Consider the following 16,519-nt stretch of genomic DNA (forward strand, 5'->3'; position numbering starts at 1 on the left):
AGTCATAATGAATATCCAACAGGCACAAATTACCGCCTTCGCCTTTTCAGACCCTAAGAATAAAAATGGAAAAGGAAGCTCGTCCATCCAGCGCTACCTGTACCACTGGCCGCTTTTCGTAATAGGAATGGCAATAACTGGAACGTTGTTTTTCTTTTACCTAAAAACCGATAAGCCGGTGTACGAAGTGAAAGCTTCACTGCTGATCCAGGATGAAAAAAAGACCCCTAATCAACAGGCGCCGCTTCAAGAAATCAACCTTCTGAATTCAACCCGGATCATCGAAAATGAATTCGAGGTTCTAAAATCAAAGCAGTTGATCGGTCAGGTTATTTCCGATTTGCAGCTGGCAGTTCAGTATCGCAAAAAGGATAGTTTCGGCTACACGGATCTGTATAAGGACAGCCCCGTTAAGTTAACCGTTCCGGGCGGGCCGGATGCAGCGAAGTATGGCAAATTCAACATCGTTATTAACAGCCCGAATACTTTTATCATTAAATATCCAAATGATAGAGAGCAGGAAGTTGCATTCAATAGTGAAGTAAAAGACGAATACGGAACCTGGAAACTGGAAGCCGTAAAAGACCTTACTTCCTACATCAATTCAGAAATCGAAATCGCTAATCTGGATCCTGACTTTCTGGCCATTGATTACCAGAAACGCATTGATGTAACCCTTTCGAATAAGCTCTCTACAACGATCGTATTGTCTTTGCACGACCAGGTTCCGCAGCGTGGAAAAGATGTACTTAATACGTTGATTAACAACTACAACCAAGTAAGAACGGTTTCGAAAAACCAGGAGATCAAAAATACGATCGACTTTCTCGACCAGCGCCTGAACTCCCTGCGTGTGGAGCTGAATGATGCGGAAAGAGGGATTGAAACCTTTAAAAGCAGCCGCGGGCTTACTGATATGACGTCGGACTCGAAGATCAGTCTGGAAAATATGCAGGCGAATGATGCGAGACTTAATGATGTGAATATCAAGCTCAGCGTGATTTCGGGTGTTGAAAAATATATCAGATCCGCTCAAGGTCCGGACAAAGTGCCTACCACGCTTGGAATAGACGATCCTGCGTTGAGCAGTCAGATTGAAAAACTGGCTTTGCTGCAATTGCAACGCGAAAAATTGCTTGCGACAACGCCGGAAACCAATCCCGACTTTGAACCGATCAACCGCCAGATTTTAACCACAAAAACTGCTATTAAAGAGAACGTGGAGAATATCAGGACTTCACTGGTAAATACCCGTGATAAGCTGCAAACCTACAACCGCAAGTTTGAGTCTTCGATCAAGAATATTCCGACGCAGGAGCGGCAATATGTGAATATCAAGAGACAGCAATCGATCAAGGAAAGTCTTTATAACTATCTGTTACAGAAGAGGGAAGAGGTATCTATCCGCTACGCATCGAGCCTCGAAGAAGACAGGGTGGTGGACAGGGCTTATGCGGGCGCTCCGTCGGGTACGATGAAATCGCTGGCTGCCGCGCTGGCACTAATCTTCGGATTTGGGCTGCCGTTTGGGATCGTGTACATGAGAATCCACTTTACATCCAAAATCGAAGACGTTTCCGAGATCACTGATGCTGTTAAGATTCCTGTAATCGGAGAATTGTTGCTTGAAACGGGTAAAAAGAAGGTGCCTGCCAACAGTAACTGGACTACCGCGATCAGCGAGCAGATCAGGGCGATACGGATCAGGTTACAACATATTTACAGCGATAAAAGGAAGGGTAGGGTCATTCTGATCACTTCCAGCGTGGCAGGCGAGGGGAAAAGCTTTTTGAGCAGCAACCTGGCACTGGCTACGGCGTTCGCAGGAAGAAAAACCGTGTTGGTCGAACTTGATCTGCGCAAACCGAAAATTCTCAAAAACTTCAAAATGGACAGCTCGCTGCCTGGTGTGAGCGATTACCTGGCCGGAGAAACGTCGGTTGACAAGATCATTCAAAATTCAAATGCTGACGCGTACCTGGATATTATCGGCAGCGGAACTGCGCTTCCAAATCCATCGCAAATCCTTGAAAACGGCGAATTGCAGCAGTTGATCCAGGATCTGGCGAACGTTTATGACGACATTATCATAGACAGTCCGCCCGTGCATTTGATTTCAGACGCATTGCTTTTCGCTAAAATGGCCGATCTGACACTTTATGTGATGAGACAGGGTGTGACCAGCAAATCGGAACTTGCGTTCATTAAAGATCTGCAAAGCCAGAATCATTTGCCTAACCTGAATATCGTGTTCAATGGCGTGCAAAGCCGTAAATACGGATATGGATACAGCTACGACATGAACTATTACGATCAGAAACCCGGCATTCTGAGCCCGGTGTTCAGCAATTTCGCTGACCGTTTCTAAGTAAGCCAATACATTAAGAACAGCCAGAACAGACTGTAACTACTCAACGATGGACAAAAGTAATTCGATGAAGCAACTGGGCAAGAACTTCTTGTCGCTTACCCTGGTGCAGATAGGAAATTACGTGCTGCCGATCCTTTCGGTGCCCGTCATTTCCAGGATAATCGGCCCGGAGAAATATGGATTGATCAATTTTGCGGTCGCCTATGTTGCCTATTTCACCCTACTTGTCAGTTATAGTTTTGACTTTTCGGCTACCAGAAAACTGCTGAAAGATCCCGATAATGTTGACTATCGGAGCGAAGTCTTCAGTGAAGTTTTTTATACGCAATGCCTGCTGTTTTTAGTGGCGACCAGTGTGTTTGTCGCCACGTTATTTCTGGTGCCCGATTTTGCCTCCAACAGGCTGGTAATCATATTCTCCTACCTGGTTTGTGTAGCCTCATTATTTACACAAAACTGGCTTTTCCAGGCGATGCAGGATCTAACGAAAGTGGCTATTTTCAACCTCACCAGTAAGCTGCTTTTTACGATTTCTATTTTGTTTTTTGTAAGAAAAAATGAAGACTATATCTGGCAGCCACTTTTAATAGGATTGATACAAACTGGAATCGCGGTCTGGTCTTTTGTGTGGGCATTAAAGAATTACAAGATCAAATTTCTGCGGTTCAATCTGAAAAGATGTTTCAATGTGTTGTGGGAAGAACGGATCATTTTCTTTTCGCTGATTTTCGTCAATCTTTATTCCAGTACCAATACCGTCATATTGGGTTTGTACCAGAATCCGGAGCAGGTTGGATTTTACACTTCCGCTCAGAGACTGATCGTCATCGCACAATCAGTTTTGACAATGCCACTGGCGCAGGCGTTTTACCCATATATTGGCCGCGCATTCTCGGAAAGTAAGGAAAGCGGACTGCGCGTTGCTCAAAAACTGATTCCATTGATTGTCCTTTTTATTGGCAGCGCCTCGGTATTCATATTTGTATTCGGCCCATTAGTGATCAGGTTGTTTTACGGAGAGAAGTTCGAAGCTGCTATTCCTGTATTTCAAATGCTTGCAATTATTCCGCTGTTATTCGCGCTGAATAATGTGCTTGGAATTCAGATCATGGTCAATCTGAAAATGGACAAACACTTCTTTACAATATCTGCACTGGCGGGAATTATCAGTATCTCTTTGAACCTGTTGATCGTCAGACAATGGGGCTACATGGGAACGTCGGCTAACTGGCTTTTTACCGAGATATTCCTGTTCGTTAGTATGTATGTGGTATTGAAAAGAAAAGGACTTAACCCGATCAACGGGGAGTTTTTCAGATTCCAGAGTATATCGGAGCTATTAAATCCGATGGTCAAAAAAATGTATGCAACAGTAAGGCCAGCTAACAAGGGATTGTAACGTACACTAACAACCGTAATCAACCGGCACTCCACGAAATAATAAAATGATACTAACGCTCAACGGTGAAAATATCGGCTCAGCTGAAATGACAACAGGCAAATACCAGAACCTCAAATTTGCATTTGTTGTATTCGCTACGTTGGTAAGCAGCCATTTGTTTGCATTTCATGGAGTAAATGGAAGGATATTCGATGTGCTCGAAATTGTGGTAGTGGTCGCTTGTATTGGAATTCTGATCGTATCAAAAGACAGATCGCCTGCCGTTTCTATTTTCGGGACCAATGTAAAGCTGTTCCTGATCATACCGCTTATTAGCGCGCTCGGTGCAGCGGCATTTCACGGTCAGGAATTGCATTGGTCAGTGTCGGTAATCCGAACTAATTTTTTCTGGCTAATCTATTTCGTGGTTCGCGTTTTCAATATTGATACCAAGCGTATTGTGTATCTGATAGCGACTATCGGAGTAATATGGTGCATAATTACGATCGTGCAGCAATTCACATATCCAATGATCCTGTTTTATAACAGAGACGGCGAAGACGGACAGGAATTATTGCGCGGGAATATTTACAGGTTCATGATCGACCCTCATTATTTCGGGGTATTTATGACCATTTATTTTTATTGCGAATCCCTCAGAAAACAGAAATTCGTTTATATGCTATTTGTCCTGCTAGGACTGGCCGGGCTCTACTATTTCGGAACCCGACAAGTAGCGGCTGCGGTGATGGGTTGCATGGCGATATTTACTTTGAGCCTGAAAGGAAGGACCCAAATTATGGCACTCGGCGTGGCGCTCGCGCTTTCCTGTTTTGCGTATGCATTCAGCGATGTATTGTTCGGCAGCTTTGTCGAGCTCACCAACGATCAGCTAAATTCAAACGAAGACGATATCCGTAATATCGCTGCCGACTTTTTCCTGTTTGACTACTGGCCTCACTGGATGACAGTTTTTACCGGAAATGGTATGGAAAATCACAATTCGCATTACGGAATGGAAATGCTTCGGATGAATCAGGAGTTAGGATTGTACAGGAGCGACGTGGGCTTGATCGGTGCATTCAATCTGTTCGGTATCTTTTATGTGATCAATATTTTATGGGTAAATATTAAAGGGATCAGCAGCCGCTATTATACAGGTGAAACCAAATATCTCAGGTTATTCTTTGTCTATTCTCTGGTATTAGTGTGGATCAGTGAACATTATTCTTACGCAGCTGCAATTCCATTTTTCTGTTTTCTTTTTTATCTCGTTGAATGGTCTTACACACAGAAAATAATGATAAGAACGATTGAACCTGCTGAATATGAGCATGAAACTCGTGTTGCAGAACTAGCGTAAACCCCTTAAAACATGGAACAAGTTTTACTTCAGGAAACGGAAAGGCCGATAATTCCTGCCCAGGAAAAGAAGCAAACCAAACACAGCTCCGAAAGAAAACCCGGACTGGATGCATTACGCGCGATCGCCATACTTTTGGTTGTCTGGTACCATTCGTTCGGAATATTGAAACCGCTTTTTACGATTCCTGTCATTGGCCAGGTTTTCAAGAAAATGTATGTCGCTTCCACCTGGATCGGGCCGCTGGGAGTAGATCTGTTTTTTGTTCTGAGCGGCTTTCTGATCGGTTCTATTTTAATTAAGATTTTCCTGAAAGAAGAGCAGTTTACTTTCAAAACAATTGTTAATTTCTGGATGAGAAGGTGGTTGCGTACTGTACCCAACTATTACTTCATGCTGGTGGTTTGCTTTCTGCTTTACAGCTATTTATATAACACCGAATTCAACTGGAAATATTTCCTGTTCATACAAAACCTGACTTCTGCTCACCCTCCGTTTTTCGGTGAAGCTTGGAGCCTGGCAGTCGAAGAATGGTTTTATCTGACAGTCCCGGTCGCTCTGATGATCGTTAATTATCTGGCAAAAGGTAGCAGCAAAAACCGGATCCTGCTTTATACATTCAGCGCTTATCTGATCCTGTTTATTTCATTAAGATTTATAAAATCCCTCACCGGAAATGATATCAATCTGGATACGGATATCAGGAAAGTTGTTGTATTCCGTTTGGATGCAATAATGTACGGAGTGATCGTCGCGCTTGCCTTTCACAACGCCCGCACATTTCTGCTTAAATGGAAAAAGCCGCTGGCCGTCATCGGGCTGATCGGGTCGTTTTTAGCAGTGGCGGTTGTTTTTATGATTTTTGAGAAAACCAATTGGTATAGTGACAGTAGCGTCGTTAAGCTGCTGATCAACAGTTCTTTCTATACTGTCATGCCTATTTTCTTTGCTATGTTATTGCCGCACGCGGTATTCGTAAAAAAGATAAAATACAGATTACTGCGTGATGCGGTAATGCACATCAGTCTCATTTCATATTCAATGTACCTGATCCATTATTCGCTGATCTATATTCCGTTTTTCGAGAAATATGAGACCAGTTCCATTTCGATGTCGATCCTTTTATATGTGACTTATTGGGTCCTCGTTTTTATCGTATCTGCGATCAATTACAGATTCATTGAAGCACCTGTCATGAAATTAAGAAATCGGATCAGCCCCGAGAAGGCGCATTAATATCACCTAACTCTATCTGCTTATTTACCCTCCTCAATTTATTAAATCGTCAATGAAATCCGACCAAAAGTTAGCCATAGTGATTCCCGCATTTAAAAGCGAGTATCTCTTCGACACACTGGAGTCGATCCGAAATCAGACCTGTAAAGATTTTACCGTTTACATTGGTGATGACGGCAGTCCCAATAATCTGTTCAAAATCATCAAGGATTTCACCTACGATCTGGACATTGTTTACAAGCGGTTTGAGCACAATATGGGCGCGCAAAATCTGGTAGGACACTGGGAGCGCTCGGTGGCGATGACGAACAATGAAGAGTGGATCTGGCTCTTTTCCGATGACGACGTGATGGATCCAAATTGCGTGAGCTCATTTTACAAATCACTCAATAGCGGCGTTAAGGCTGACCTTTTTCACTTTGACATTGATATCATCGACGGCGAAAGCAAAACGATCAAGAAATGCAGCAATTATCCTGCTGTATTAAGAGTTGAAAATTTCTTCGCAGAGCGCATTCGTCATAAAATTCACAGTTCGGTTGTCGAGTACATTTTCAGGAGAAGCGTTTATTATCGGGAAGATGGTTTTCAAAACTACGATCTCGCCTGGTGTTCCGACGATGCAACGTGGATTAAGTTCGGCCGGAAATCGGATATTGTTACTATCCCATATGCGCGTGTTTCGTGGCGTTTCAGCGGATCCAATATCTCTTCCAACCTGAAACAAAAATCTGTTGTACTCCGGAAACTGGAATCCAATGTTCAGCATATTCAGTGGGTTGCAGACTATTTCAAAGCCAATAATATTTCAGAAGAGACTTCGAATCTGGATAAATTTAAATGGGCTTTTTCAGTTGTAATATTATCCACGGCCGTTTCGGTAAGAGAAAGATATCAGCTTGGCTTGTCAGTCGTTAACACGCTTGGATATTCGCGAATTGCTCCGCTTGCTATGGCTTACCTGATGTATTGGGATGTGAAAAGATCCATATTGCCAAGCCGGTAGTTTCCTCAACGTTAAAAAGAAGTTTTATGCCAGCATTATCCATTATTGTTCCCGTTTATAATAAGGAACAATACGTAGAATCCTCTCTTAATTCGATATTAAACCAGTCTTTCACTGACTTCGAAGTAATCGTAGTCAACGATGGATCCACCGATTCGAGCCCGGCCAGATGTGATGCATTTGCCCGCCGCGACCCGCGCATTACCGTTGTGCACCAAAATAACCAGGGCGTTTCGGAGGCCAGAAATGCAGGAGTCGAACTGGCGACCGGCAGGTATATCGGATTTGTCGATTGCGACGATGAGCTTGAAAAGGATATGTATGAAATTTTGCTGACCAATATATCTGACTTCAAGGCTGATATCTCCATGTGCGGCGTGAAAAAGACAACGCTGAACAACCAGACCTCGGATAGTACAGCCCAGGAGTTACAGTTATTCAATAAAAAGGAAGCGCTTGTCGCATTATTAAATAACGATTTTCCGATCAGCGTTTACGACAAAATATACAGAGCTGATCTGGCTAAGTCTGTTTTGTTTACCGGGCATATTTATGAAGACATGTTTTACAATTTCAATGTGCTTCAAAAGGCTTCGAAGGTGATACGGACGAGCAGTGAAAAGTATAATTACATTGTCCGGGAGAATTCGGAAAGCATGGCCAGGTTCAGTAAGAAGTACATGAATATCCTGGATTTCTCTACCAAAATGTTGGCGCAAAGTAAAAATGCAGACCGGGAAATACTCGAATCTGCGGTGATGTTTGACTTTGTTACCAATATCTCTCTTTTGAATCTGCTGATCTTGTCTGATGCAAGTGAATATGCGTCTGAGTACAAACTGATTTCAGATAACCTATTGAAATACAGAGATTATCCGAAGAACGCAACGGTTCGGAGCAAGCATAAATATGCGTTGTCTATTTTCCTGTTTCAACCTGTTGTGTACAAATACCTGCTTCGGCTGTATTGCCAGTTTGCAGATTCGGATGTATTAAGAAGAACGAAATAATATTCCCTTCTCCATATTTATAAAACACCACATGATCACATATATATTTCAGGACTGGAAAAGCAACCAGCAAAATTCAAGGGGACGTTTCCTGATGGTTTTGTTCAGAATTGCAAGCTACTATTCTCGTGGCGGCATCGTTTCGCTCCTGCTTTTTCCCTATATCATATTTTACAAAATACTTGTGAATTTTATATTGGGAACAGAGATACCACACGATCTGAAAGCCGGAAAAGGGTTGCGCGTATTTCACGGACAAGCGCTGGTAGTTCATTCTAATACTGTTTTGGGATCCGATTGTACGCTGCGCCAATCCACCACGATCGGTAATAACGGGTCAAGTGATTCATGCCCGGTAATTGGTAACCACGTTGATATTGGCGCTAATGTATGCATCATCGGAGATATAAGGATCGGCGATCATGTGAAGATCGGCGCGGGAAGTGTGGTCGTGAAAAGTATTCCTTCTTATTCTGTGGCGGTCGGTAATCCCGCACGAATTATCAGGCAGACAGAGCCTGAACTAGCGTAACAGTCTTACCCTCCTTTATCATCAATAAGAAAAGTTTTTCAAAATGCCAGAACGCTCCCTTTTTCAACACGCATTGCACGTAGGTCCGCAATATAAAAATCACCGTGGCGGAATGGGCGCGGTAATTGCCTCCTACAATAAAAACATTTCTGATTTTCAGTTTGTATCTTCCTACGAAGGAAATTACAGCACACTAGCGAATGTTCCGTATTTCTTTGTTTCGCTTTTTAAATATGTTGGCGTATTGATAGCGAACAGGAAAATCAAGATCGTCCATATTCACGGCGCGCACAACGGAAGCTTCTTTCGCAAATACATATTGTTTCTGATTGCCAAATATGTGTTTGGAAAAGCGGTCGTATACCACAGCCACGGCTCCGATTTTCACATTTTTTATAACGGCAGCGGCGCGTTTGTGAAAAAGCTGGTCGCTCATTTCATTAACCACGCCGACCTGATCATTTGTCTTTCGATTCAATGGAACGATTTCTTCAAGGAGAATTTTTCCCCGAAACGAATTCATATTCTTGAAAACATTGTAGATCATCCGGATAAAACACCGGTGAGAAGACAAAAGCCGGTTCTTACGCTTTTATTCCTGGGATATATTGGCGACAGAAAGGGTATTTACGATCTGGTTAATGTAATTATTGAAAACAAAGAATTTTTCAACGGTCGGCTCAAACTGCTGGTTGGCGGAAACGGCGAGTCGCAGAAACTGGAAGCTATTATTAAAACGCATTCGCTGGAAAACATCGTCGAATACGTAGGCTGGGTAACGGGCGAAAAGAAGGATGAACTGCTTTCTACGAGTGACATTTTTATATTACCGTCTCATAATGAAGGACTTCCGGTTTCTATATTGGAAGCAATGAGCTACAATCTGCCTATTATCTCTACTCCGGTTGGGGGCATTGGCGAGGTAGTACGCGATAATGTGAACGGGTTCCTCGTCGAGCCTGGCAACAAGAAATCGATCCTCGAAAGCCTGAAAGCATTTGTGCTTTCACCGGTACTCGCATTGGAAATGGGCCAGCGGTCGTCCCTGATCTTGAAACCATATTACTCTAACTCGGTGATCCCGAAGCTGCATTCCTTTTATACCGAGCTTCTGACCGAAAAATAATTTATCAAAAATATTAATAACCTTATCTCTCCTTTACTATGTGTGGAATTGCCGGAAGTATTAATTGTGAACTGCCCGAAGAGGATATCAATCTGATCAGTCACAGAGGCCCTGATTCACAGGCGCTTATTGAATTGAAATCTGATAATTACCGGGTTTTTCTTGGTCATACGCGCCTCTCGATCCTGGACCTTTCGGAAGCTGGAAAGCAGCCTATGTTTACCGATTGCGGGGATTACTGCATCACTTTCAATGGGGAGATCTACAATCACAAAGAGCTCAGGGCCAAGCTGCCTAACATCAGTTTCAGAGGTCAGTCTGATACGGAGACCATTTTATATTACCTGCGCGAATTCGGTATTGATTCCGTTAAAGATTTCAACGGTATTTTCTCGTTTGCATTTTTTAATCGTAAAACAGGCAAGACGGTTCTCGTACGCGATCCTTTTGGTGTAAAACCGCTGTATTACTACATTTCAGGCGACAAGCTTATTTTTAGTTCGGAGATCAAAGTGATTTCCAACAACAAAATATACGCGCGGGAAATCGATGAGGCTGCATTGAATACGTTCCTCACTTTCCGCTACAATCCTGCGCCGCAAACGCTTTTCAAGGGAATCAAGAAATTGGAAGCGGCGACTTACCTTGAATTTTCACCAGATGGCCGCCATACTTTCAAGAATTACTGGCCAAAAGCGCAGAAAATAAACTACAACATATCTGAGGAAGAGGCGATTGCTGAATATCAGCGTCTGCTCGAACAAGCTGTCGAGCGCCAGTTGCTGAGTGATGTGCCGGTTGGACTTCTGCTGAGCGGCGGACTTGATTCGGCCGTACTCGGGCATTTGATGTCGAAAAAATCTGCTTATAAGATCAAGACTTTCACAGTTGGATTTAAAGGCGTAGGGAATTTCAATGAGCTGGACGACGCGCGCGAAACTTCACAGCTGATCGGTTCGGAGCATTATGAAACGTTCATGGAAAAGGAAACCTACATGAACTACTTTTATAAATCTTTCTACCACACCGAGGAACCGGTGGCTGAGCCGACTATTCCGGCACTTTACTATCTTTCAAACCTGGCTTCCCAGCAGGTGAAAGTGGTATTGAGCGGTCAGGGTGCCGACGAGCCGATGGCCGGATACAAACGCTACCAGGGTGAGCGGCTGATCTCGAAATACAAGGGCATTTTGTCTATGCTCCCACTTTCGTTGGTTTCTAAAATTTTCTCAAATAACAGCACCTTGGAGCGCGGCGTATATGCATCGCAGTTTAGCAACGAACTCGACCGCTTCATCGCGATTTACACCTTGCTGACGCCGGACATGAAGGAGAATTTGTACAAGCCTGATTTCCTGGCGCGTAACGAATGCAACCAGAAAGTCCATTTTGAGAAATTCTACGACAGAACCGACAAAAACGCCGATTCCCTGTCGAAGCTGCTTTACCTGGATACCCGCACGATGCTGCCTGATAACCTGCTGCTTTTCAATGATAAGCTCACGATGGCCAACTCTATTGAGAACCGGGTTCCGTACCTCGACATTGATCTCGTCAATTATCTGGAGTCTCTTCCGATTGATTTAAAATTAAGAGGAAAAATGGGTAAATACATTCATAAAAAAGCGTCGGAAGCGTGGCTTCCACAATCTGTCATTCATCGCAAGAAAAGAGGATTTGAAACGCCGGTAGGGGATTGGTTCAAAAATGAATTGTCTGATACTTTAATGCAAATGATCGATAGTTCGGATTCACTGTGCAGACAATATTTCAATGTTGAATTTATCAAGAAAATGATCCAGCAGCACAGGTCGATGAAAAAGGACTACAAGAAGCAGTTGTTTATTTTATTGTCACTCGAATTGTGGTACAGTTCTTTCTTCAAGGCAAAGCTCAACTGATAAAAATAGTTCTTACTAAAAAGGTGCGGCAATGTAATTACTGCACCTTTTTTATTTACCTGAATATTCATTTGTTGTAAATAAAAAAAGGTACCGGACATTTGCCCGGTACCTTTTTTTATTATTTGTTAAAAGTCAGTTTTTGAGCTCCGTATATTAAGCTGGAACTGCCATGAAATTTTGCAGGGAATTGATTAATTCAAGAGATGCATATTTGCCCACAGAGTGCAAAGGATTAAGTGCTCCTTTTGCCATGGATAAGACCTTTTCTTTCAGCTGTTGTTCGTCGTAAGCAACGTGCACGTAATTGAGACTTTCTAATCTTTTTGCAGTCGCCAGCTGATGGTCATTTCTGTGTTCTCCATATTTAACCAATTTCGGCAAAACCAGAATTGGCTTTTCTCTTTCGAATGCAGAAATGATCGTACCCATACCAGCGTGACTGACAACCAATTCCGCGGCGGAAAAGTATTTATCGAATTCTGTTGGAGATATAAATTCAAGTGCCTTCATATGTTTGGCCTTGTAGCTGCCGCCGGTTGACACCTGTGCGACGAATGTGATGTGCGGCAGCAGCTCAGCTACCTGGTCCATCGTGGAAATTAGCCTGTCAAAGGCTCCCTGAGTACCTACTGTTACAAAAATCATGATAATACGCTTCCGTTAAAAGTAACTTTTGAATTAGACAAATCCGGCCACTGTGTATAGCTTCTGTCAGCTATTGAAGTCGCTATTCTGCCGCTCATTGAAATATTCTCAACGTTGGCAATACTGTCAATCCAGACCGTTTTGGCACCGATTACTTTACCTGCGATAATTCCCATTAAACCGGGTGCGGCGCCGGTTGTAATGATGATATTTGGACGGGAAAGGAAGACGATTTTCAGTACACACATCAGTGAATACAGCAGCTTCATTTTGTTCCATCTGCTGGCATCAGGAATGCTGTGGAATTCATATCCGTCCACAGTGTCTTTAAAGCTTTTCTTAGTGGAAACGAAAATCAATTCGTGGCCTTCAAATGCGGGTTTCAATCTTAATAACTGAATCCAGTGTCCTCCGGCAGAGGCAATTGCTAGAATTTTCATAAATAAACGAGGGTTTAAACGAGAGTATTTAACACTAATTAAATTAGAGTCTTTAATTGATTAAATAATGATTAATAGATTACTTGTTTTTGATAATTAGGAAGCGGCATTGCGGACTTAAAAAGGTTGCCTGTGATCACAGGATTTCGATTTTGCAAATAGATCTGAGAGGTGATTTTATTTTCTGACAAGTTCATTTTAGAGGAGAGTAAATAACGAAACAAATTACTGAATGAGGATAGGTCTAAATCGTTAGCAAGTATAATAGATTACTATTTATTGCGTGACCATTTTGGGGTGACGAGGCGCATTTTGAGGGTGAACCTTTGAGAGGTTGGGGAAGCGTTTTATTTAGTAACTAGGTGCAATTTCAGGCGTGTAAATATTTCTACAAATTGCATTTAAACTATATTTATAAATTAAAAAAGTAGTTATGCAAACTGCGTATGAATTGCAGTTACAGAAAAACTGTTCGAAATAAGTAACTGAATATTCCAGACCAGGACCAGTTGGAAACTTTCCAGACAATTTTCAGAAAAGCAACGGATTTTACCTTTCCCAAAACGGGATTGAATGCCTGCCTGGCTGGTGCGAAAAACCTCTTCTTTCGACCTTCTTAACCCTCCTGATTGTAATTGTTTCAATTGTAGAACTTATTCGATAGCTCTAATTGCTTGTGGGGAAGTGTGCCGGTTGGTACACAACGCCGCAGAATCACCCGACCTGCGCATTCACCGCCTAAGCAAATCTTCCTTCATGCGCCAAACTGGCGATTTGGTGACATTTTTTGGCTATATATATGGAGTGTATTAAACTAGCTTGAAAGTGGACAGCAATTAGTTACTTGATAGTTACATTCTTGTAGTATTAACTTCTACAAATAATTTTCTTGTTGTGTAGTATTTGTATGTAATTTTTCTAGCTTTGCCCAGTCGCTAGACGATCGAAGTACAACTTATTACCCGCTAACTCATGAAGAAAAAATCTTTACTACTACTGCTTTTTGCGGTCGGGTTTTTCGGCTGCAGCTCTCCCGAAACTGGCGAAGTATTGCCTGAGAATGCAAATAATGAGACTGCCGCCGGGCATAATGCTAAAACTGGCGACGGAGGCAAAGGTCCGCTGCTTTCGTATTACAGTTTCGATAACGAAATGGGTGACTGGTATGAAAAAGCAATTTGCTGTTCCTGGTCAGCTACGGTCGATAGGAAAGTAAAACGTGCGGGTACTGGTGCATTAAAATTTGAACTGAGAAGGGGGGACCTGCCAAATGGTGCCCGGACAGAGCTGGGTGAAGCGCCCAATCATAATCCCGAAGGCTGGTATGCCTTCTCTATGTACCTGCCGAATACATTTGTAAAAGACCCGATCGAAGAGAGCATTGTTCAGTGGCAGTCACTTCCTGACTTTGCAGCCGGCGAAGGCTGGCGTAGTCCGCCGATGCTGCTCGGTGTGCTTGACGACCGTTTTGTCCTCGAAATAAGATCAGACGCAAACAAGGTGACCATACAGGATCATTTTACTTTTACCCGCATCGACCTCGGCCCGGTGGATAAGGATAAATGGCTGGATTGGGTTTTTCACGTAAAATGGTCACACGATAACAATGGTGTTGTGGAGGTTTGGAGAAATTCGAAACTCATTTTAAAGAGGGAAAATCAGCCTAATTTCTACAACGACGAGCATTTCCCGTATTTTAAAGTCGGAATCTACAAGTGGGAGTGGAGCAATATGGCCAGAGGCGCCAATCAGATCCGGTCGATGTATGTGGATGAAATCAAGATCGGCAGTCAATCGGCGAACTACAATACAGTAGCGGTGAGCCAGGATAATGCATTGCCAGTCACATTAACCAGTTTCACTGCATCAAAAAGCGGCAAATTGGCCAATTTAGCGTGGGCAACGGCTGAGGAATCAAATTCTGATTACTTTGTGGTCCAGCGTAGCTCGGATGCGAAAACGTGGAAAGAGATTGGCAGGAAGGCTGCTTCCGGACAAAGCAAGTCGAAGCGGAATTATACATTTACCGATCAAAAACCGCTTTCCGGGGCTGGTTACTATCGCCTGAAAATGGTTGACCGCGACCAGACTTTTTCTTACAGCGCTATCAAGAATGTGAAATTCTGATACTGGTTACCCGGCTCGTTCACATCAATATACAAACTCCTCAGCAAGGCAACATTGGCCAGCTGAGGATTTTTTTTATACAAAAACTGTAAGTTTGAACCACAACAGACTTATTCAAGAACTATTCGAATCGATGGAAGATCAATGGAAGGCAATTTTTACAGGTGTTGATCACCCGGCTGTGGCGGCCGATGATGTGGAGTTACTGGCAAACTGGTACTGCGAAATGCTGGGATATGAGCGGTATTTCAAAGATCCAAAGCCCGTGTGGATGCTCAAAGCGCCCGACGGTACCTTGCTGGAAATCATGCCGAAAGACCATACACTCCGTCAGGAACGCACGACCTGGACGCCAGGCTGGTCGCACGTTGCGTTTCGCGTCACAGACCTTGAAGCAGCGATCGCTTATCTTGATACCAAAAACATAAAATGGGCAGGAGAGATCATACCCGCAATAGGCGGAGGGAAGGTCAGAAATTGCTTTGACCTGGAAGGGAATATGATCCAGGTCCTGGAAAGGCACTTTTAGACGAAAAGCAAAATCCTGTTACAACTGGCTTTTCGTTTTTCTAAGAAAGGCGGCAAATGTGGTCCCTGAGTCTTTGATGAACGTGCGGTTGAGTACATATTCTGTGGTCTTCAACTCCCGGGCAATTTCTGCAACTGTCACCTTTTTGTTGTGCTTTACTTTATCCTGCACAAAGCGCGTCACTTTCGCAATGCATGAAGACTGATCCGCAACCAGTTTCTGGCTTACACCCTCCGGGGCTATACGTACTGCAATGTTGAGGATATTCAGCGCATTATTGAGGATGATCTCTTCCGAATGTTCCTGCGGTACCGCTATCTCTCTACGGATCATTTTCACCAGCGAACCCACCGATTCCTGGTCTTCCACGTGCTGGACCCGGTATTCATGAATCTCAGAAGTGATAGGCACCAGACTATTGACCCTGTCCACAATCCGCAGCTGACTTTTCAGATCTTGGGGCAGCCTGTTATCTGGAAATGGGATGGTGTTGAAAACAATGACGAACGCAGTGACCGGCACCGAAGCCGTTAACTCTACACCATTTGCAATCCGGAAAGCATAAAAAGAACCCTGGCTGAAATTGAAGAGACTATGGTCCAGTTTCACCTGCCCCGAACCGCGCAATACATACAGGAATTTGTGCTGATACTTGTATTTTCCAAGCAGGATCCGCGCAGGCCTGTCCAGAAAGTGGATAGACATTACATTTCCTAGGGCAAACGTACTCAACTCTTTGACTCGTTAAAGTGATGGTTACTCAACTTTGTAACCGTTGTTATCTTTAACAGAACGTCCAACCTTTTTATTGCGTTCCCGTTTTGGGGCGCCAGATCCTTTTTATGCTTA

At 43.3% G+C, this 16,519-nt stretch carries 14 protein-coding genes; 11 read left to right on the plus strand and 3 right to left on the minus strand.

All coding sequences use genetic code 11. From position 1 onward, the window contains the following. Positions 1-7 precede the first annotated feature (7 nt). Genes KOD92_RS06175 through asnB form a run of 9 tightly spaced genes read left to right on the plus strand, consistent with a single transcriptional unit; the run spans position 8 to position 11,926 of the window. Complete coding sequence (locus tag KOD92_RS06175; protein ID WP_215232683.1) at positions 8-2,368, plus strand: GumC family protein; 2,361 nt, start codon at positions 8-10, stop codon at positions 2,366-2,368. Positions 2,369-2,417: 49 nt separating this feature from the next. Beyond that, complete coding sequence (locus KOD92_RS06180; protein WP_215232684.1) at positions 2,418-3,770, plus strand: flippase; 1,353 nt, start codon at positions 2,418-2,420, stop codon at positions 3,768-3,770. 46 nt (positions 3,771-3,816) lie between these two features. Further along, a complete protein-coding gene (locus tag KOD92_RS06185) occupies positions 3,817-5,115 on the plus strand; it encodes a hypothetical protein (protein ID WP_215232685.1) in 1,299 nt (432 codons plus the stop codon). Between the two features lie 12 nt (positions 5,116-5,127). Beyond that, positions 5,128-6,351 (plus strand): acyltransferase family protein, encoded by a 1,224-nt coding sequence (locus tag KOD92_RS06190; protein ID WP_215232686.1) that lies wholly within the window; start codon positions 5,128-5,130, stop codon positions 6,349-6,351. A gap of 52 nt (positions 6,352-6,403) precedes the next feature. Further along, positions 6,404-7,357: a glycosyltransferase family 2 protein gene (locus KOD92_RS06195; protein ID WP_215232687.1), complete on the plus strand. Its 954-nt coding sequence runs from the start codon at positions 6,404-6,406 to the stop codon at positions 7,355-7,357. Positions 7,358-7,383: 26 nt separating this feature from the next. Further along, positions 7,384-8,367 carry a glycosyltransferase family 2 protein gene (locus tag KOD92_RS06200; RefSeq protein ID WP_215232688.1) on the plus strand — a complete coding sequence of 328 codons (984 nt, stop codon included), beginning with the start codon at positions 7,384-7,386 and terminating at the stop codon, positions 8,365-8,367. Positions 8,368-8,398: 31 nt separating this feature from the next. Then, entirely contained in the window at positions 8,399-8,899 is a 501-nt protein-coding gene (locus KOD92_RS06205) for a serine acetyltransferase (protein ID WP_215232689.1), read from the plus strand. A gap of 43 nt (positions 8,900-8,942) precedes the next feature. Next, complete coding sequence (locus KOD92_RS06210) at positions 8,943-10,025, plus strand: glycosyltransferase family 4 protein (RefSeq protein WP_215232690.1); 1,083 nt, start codon at positions 8,943-8,945, stop codon at positions 10,023-10,025. Positions 10,026-10,063: 38 nt separating this feature from the next. After that, positions 10,064-11,926, plus strand: a complete 1,863-nt coding sequence (asnB, locus tag KOD92_RS06215; protein ID WP_215232691.1) for an asparagine synthase (glutamine-hydrolyzing) — start codon at positions 10,064-10,066, stop codon at positions 11,924-11,926. Positions 11,927-12,082: 156 nt separating this feature from the next. Here the strand turns inward: asnB and KOD92_RS06220 are convergent, their stop codons facing one another. After that, positions 12,083-12,574, minus strand: a complete 492-nt coding sequence (locus KOD92_RS06220; protein WP_215232692.1) for a glycosyltransferase — start codon at positions 12,572-12,574, stop codon at positions 12,083-12,085. Continuing rightward, positions 12,571-13,014: a glycosyltransferase family 28 protein gene (locus tag KOD92_RS06225; protein WP_215232693.1), complete on the minus strand. Its 444-nt coding sequence runs from the start codon at positions 13,012-13,014 to the stop codon at positions 12,571-12,573. Before KOD92_RS06225 ends, KOD92_RS06220 begins: the two co-directional genes overlap by 4 nt. Positions 13,015-13,986: 972 nt before the next feature. Between KOD92_RS06225 and KOD92_RS06230 the strand changes: the two genes are divergently transcribed. Both KOD92_RS06230 and KOD92_RS06235 read left to right on the plus strand, forming a co-directional pair. After that, positions 13,987-15,141, plus strand: coding sequence for a polysaccharide lyase (locus KOD92_RS06230; RefSeq protein ID WP_215232694.1), 1,155 nt, complete (start codon positions 13,987-13,989; stop codon positions 15,139-15,141). Between the two features lie 94 nt (positions 15,142-15,235). Further along, positions 15,236-15,670: a VOC family protein gene (locus KOD92_RS06235; RefSeq protein ID WP_229254565.1), complete on the plus strand. Its 435-nt coding sequence runs from the start codon at positions 15,236-15,238 to the stop codon at positions 15,668-15,670. An 18-nt stretch (positions 15,671-15,688) separates the two neighbouring features. On the opposite strand, the gene KOD92_RS06240 is transcribed toward KOD92_RS06235, so the two are convergent. Further along, entirely contained in the window at positions 15,689-16,375 is a 687-nt protein-coding gene (locus KOD92_RS06240; RefSeq protein WP_215232695.1) for a hypothetical protein, read from the minus strand. Positions 16,376-16,519 lie beyond the last annotated feature (144 nt).

This window comes from Dyadobacter linearis, assembly GCF_907165045.1.
Lineage (GTDB): Bacteria > Bacteroidota > Bacteroidia > Cytophagales > Spirosomataceae > Dyadobacter > Dyadobacter linearis.

What these genes read in the sequence shown, in the direction of transcription:
- KOD92_RS06205 (WP_215232689.1), top strand. Translation starts at nt 8,399, where the DNA reads ATGATCACATATATATTTCAGGACTGGAAAAGCAACCAGCAAAATTCA.
- KOD92_RS06210 (WP_215232690.1), top strand. Translation starts at nt 8,943, where the DNA reads ATGCCAGAACGCTCCCTTTTTCAACACGCATTGCACGTAGGTCCGCAA.
- KOD92_RS06240 (WP_215232695.1), bottom strand. Translation starts at nt 16,375, where the DNA reads ATGTCTATCCACTTTCTGGACAGGCCTGCGCGGATCCTGCTTGGAAAA.
- KOD92_RS06195 (WP_215232687.1), top strand. Translation starts at nt 6,404, where the DNA reads ATGAAATCCGACCAAAAGTTAGCCATAGTGATTCCCGCATTTAAAAGC.
- KOD92_RS06225 (WP_215232693.1), bottom strand. Translation starts at nt 13,014, where the DNA reads ATGAAAATTCTAGCAATTGCCTCTGCCGGAGGACACTGGATTCAGTTA.
- KOD92_RS06230 (WP_215232694.1), top strand. Translation starts at nt 13,987, where the DNA reads ATGAAGAAAAAATCTTTACTACTACTGCTTTTTGCGGTCGGGTTTTTC.
- KOD92_RS06175 (WP_215232683.1), top strand. Translation starts at nt 8, where the DNA reads ATGAATATCCAACAGGCACAAATTACCGCCTTCGCCTTTTCAGACCCT.
- KOD92_RS06190 (WP_215232686.1), top strand. Translation starts at nt 5,128, where the DNA reads ATGGAACAAGTTTTACTTCAGGAAACGGAAAGGCCGATAATTCCTGCC.
- KOD92_RS06200 (WP_215232688.1), top strand. Translation starts at nt 7,384, where the DNA reads ATGCCAGCATTATCCATTATTGTTCCCGTTTATAATAAGGAACAATAC.
- KOD92_RS06180 (WP_215232684.1), top strand. Translation starts at nt 2,418, where the DNA reads ATGGACAAAAGTAATTCGATGAAGCAACTGGGCAAGAACTTCTTGTCG.
- KOD92_RS06220 (WP_215232692.1), bottom strand. Translation starts at nt 12,574, where the DNA reads ATGATTTTTGTAACAGTAGGTACTCAGGGAGCCTTTGACAGGCTAATT.
- KOD92_RS06185 (WP_215232685.1), top strand. Translation starts at nt 3,817, where the DNA reads ATGATACTAACGCTCAACGGTGAAAATATCGGCTCAGCTGAAATGACA.
- asnB (WP_215232691.1), top strand. Translation starts at nt 10,064, where the DNA reads ATGTGTGGAATTGCCGGAAGTATTAATTGTGAACTGCCCGAAGAGGAT.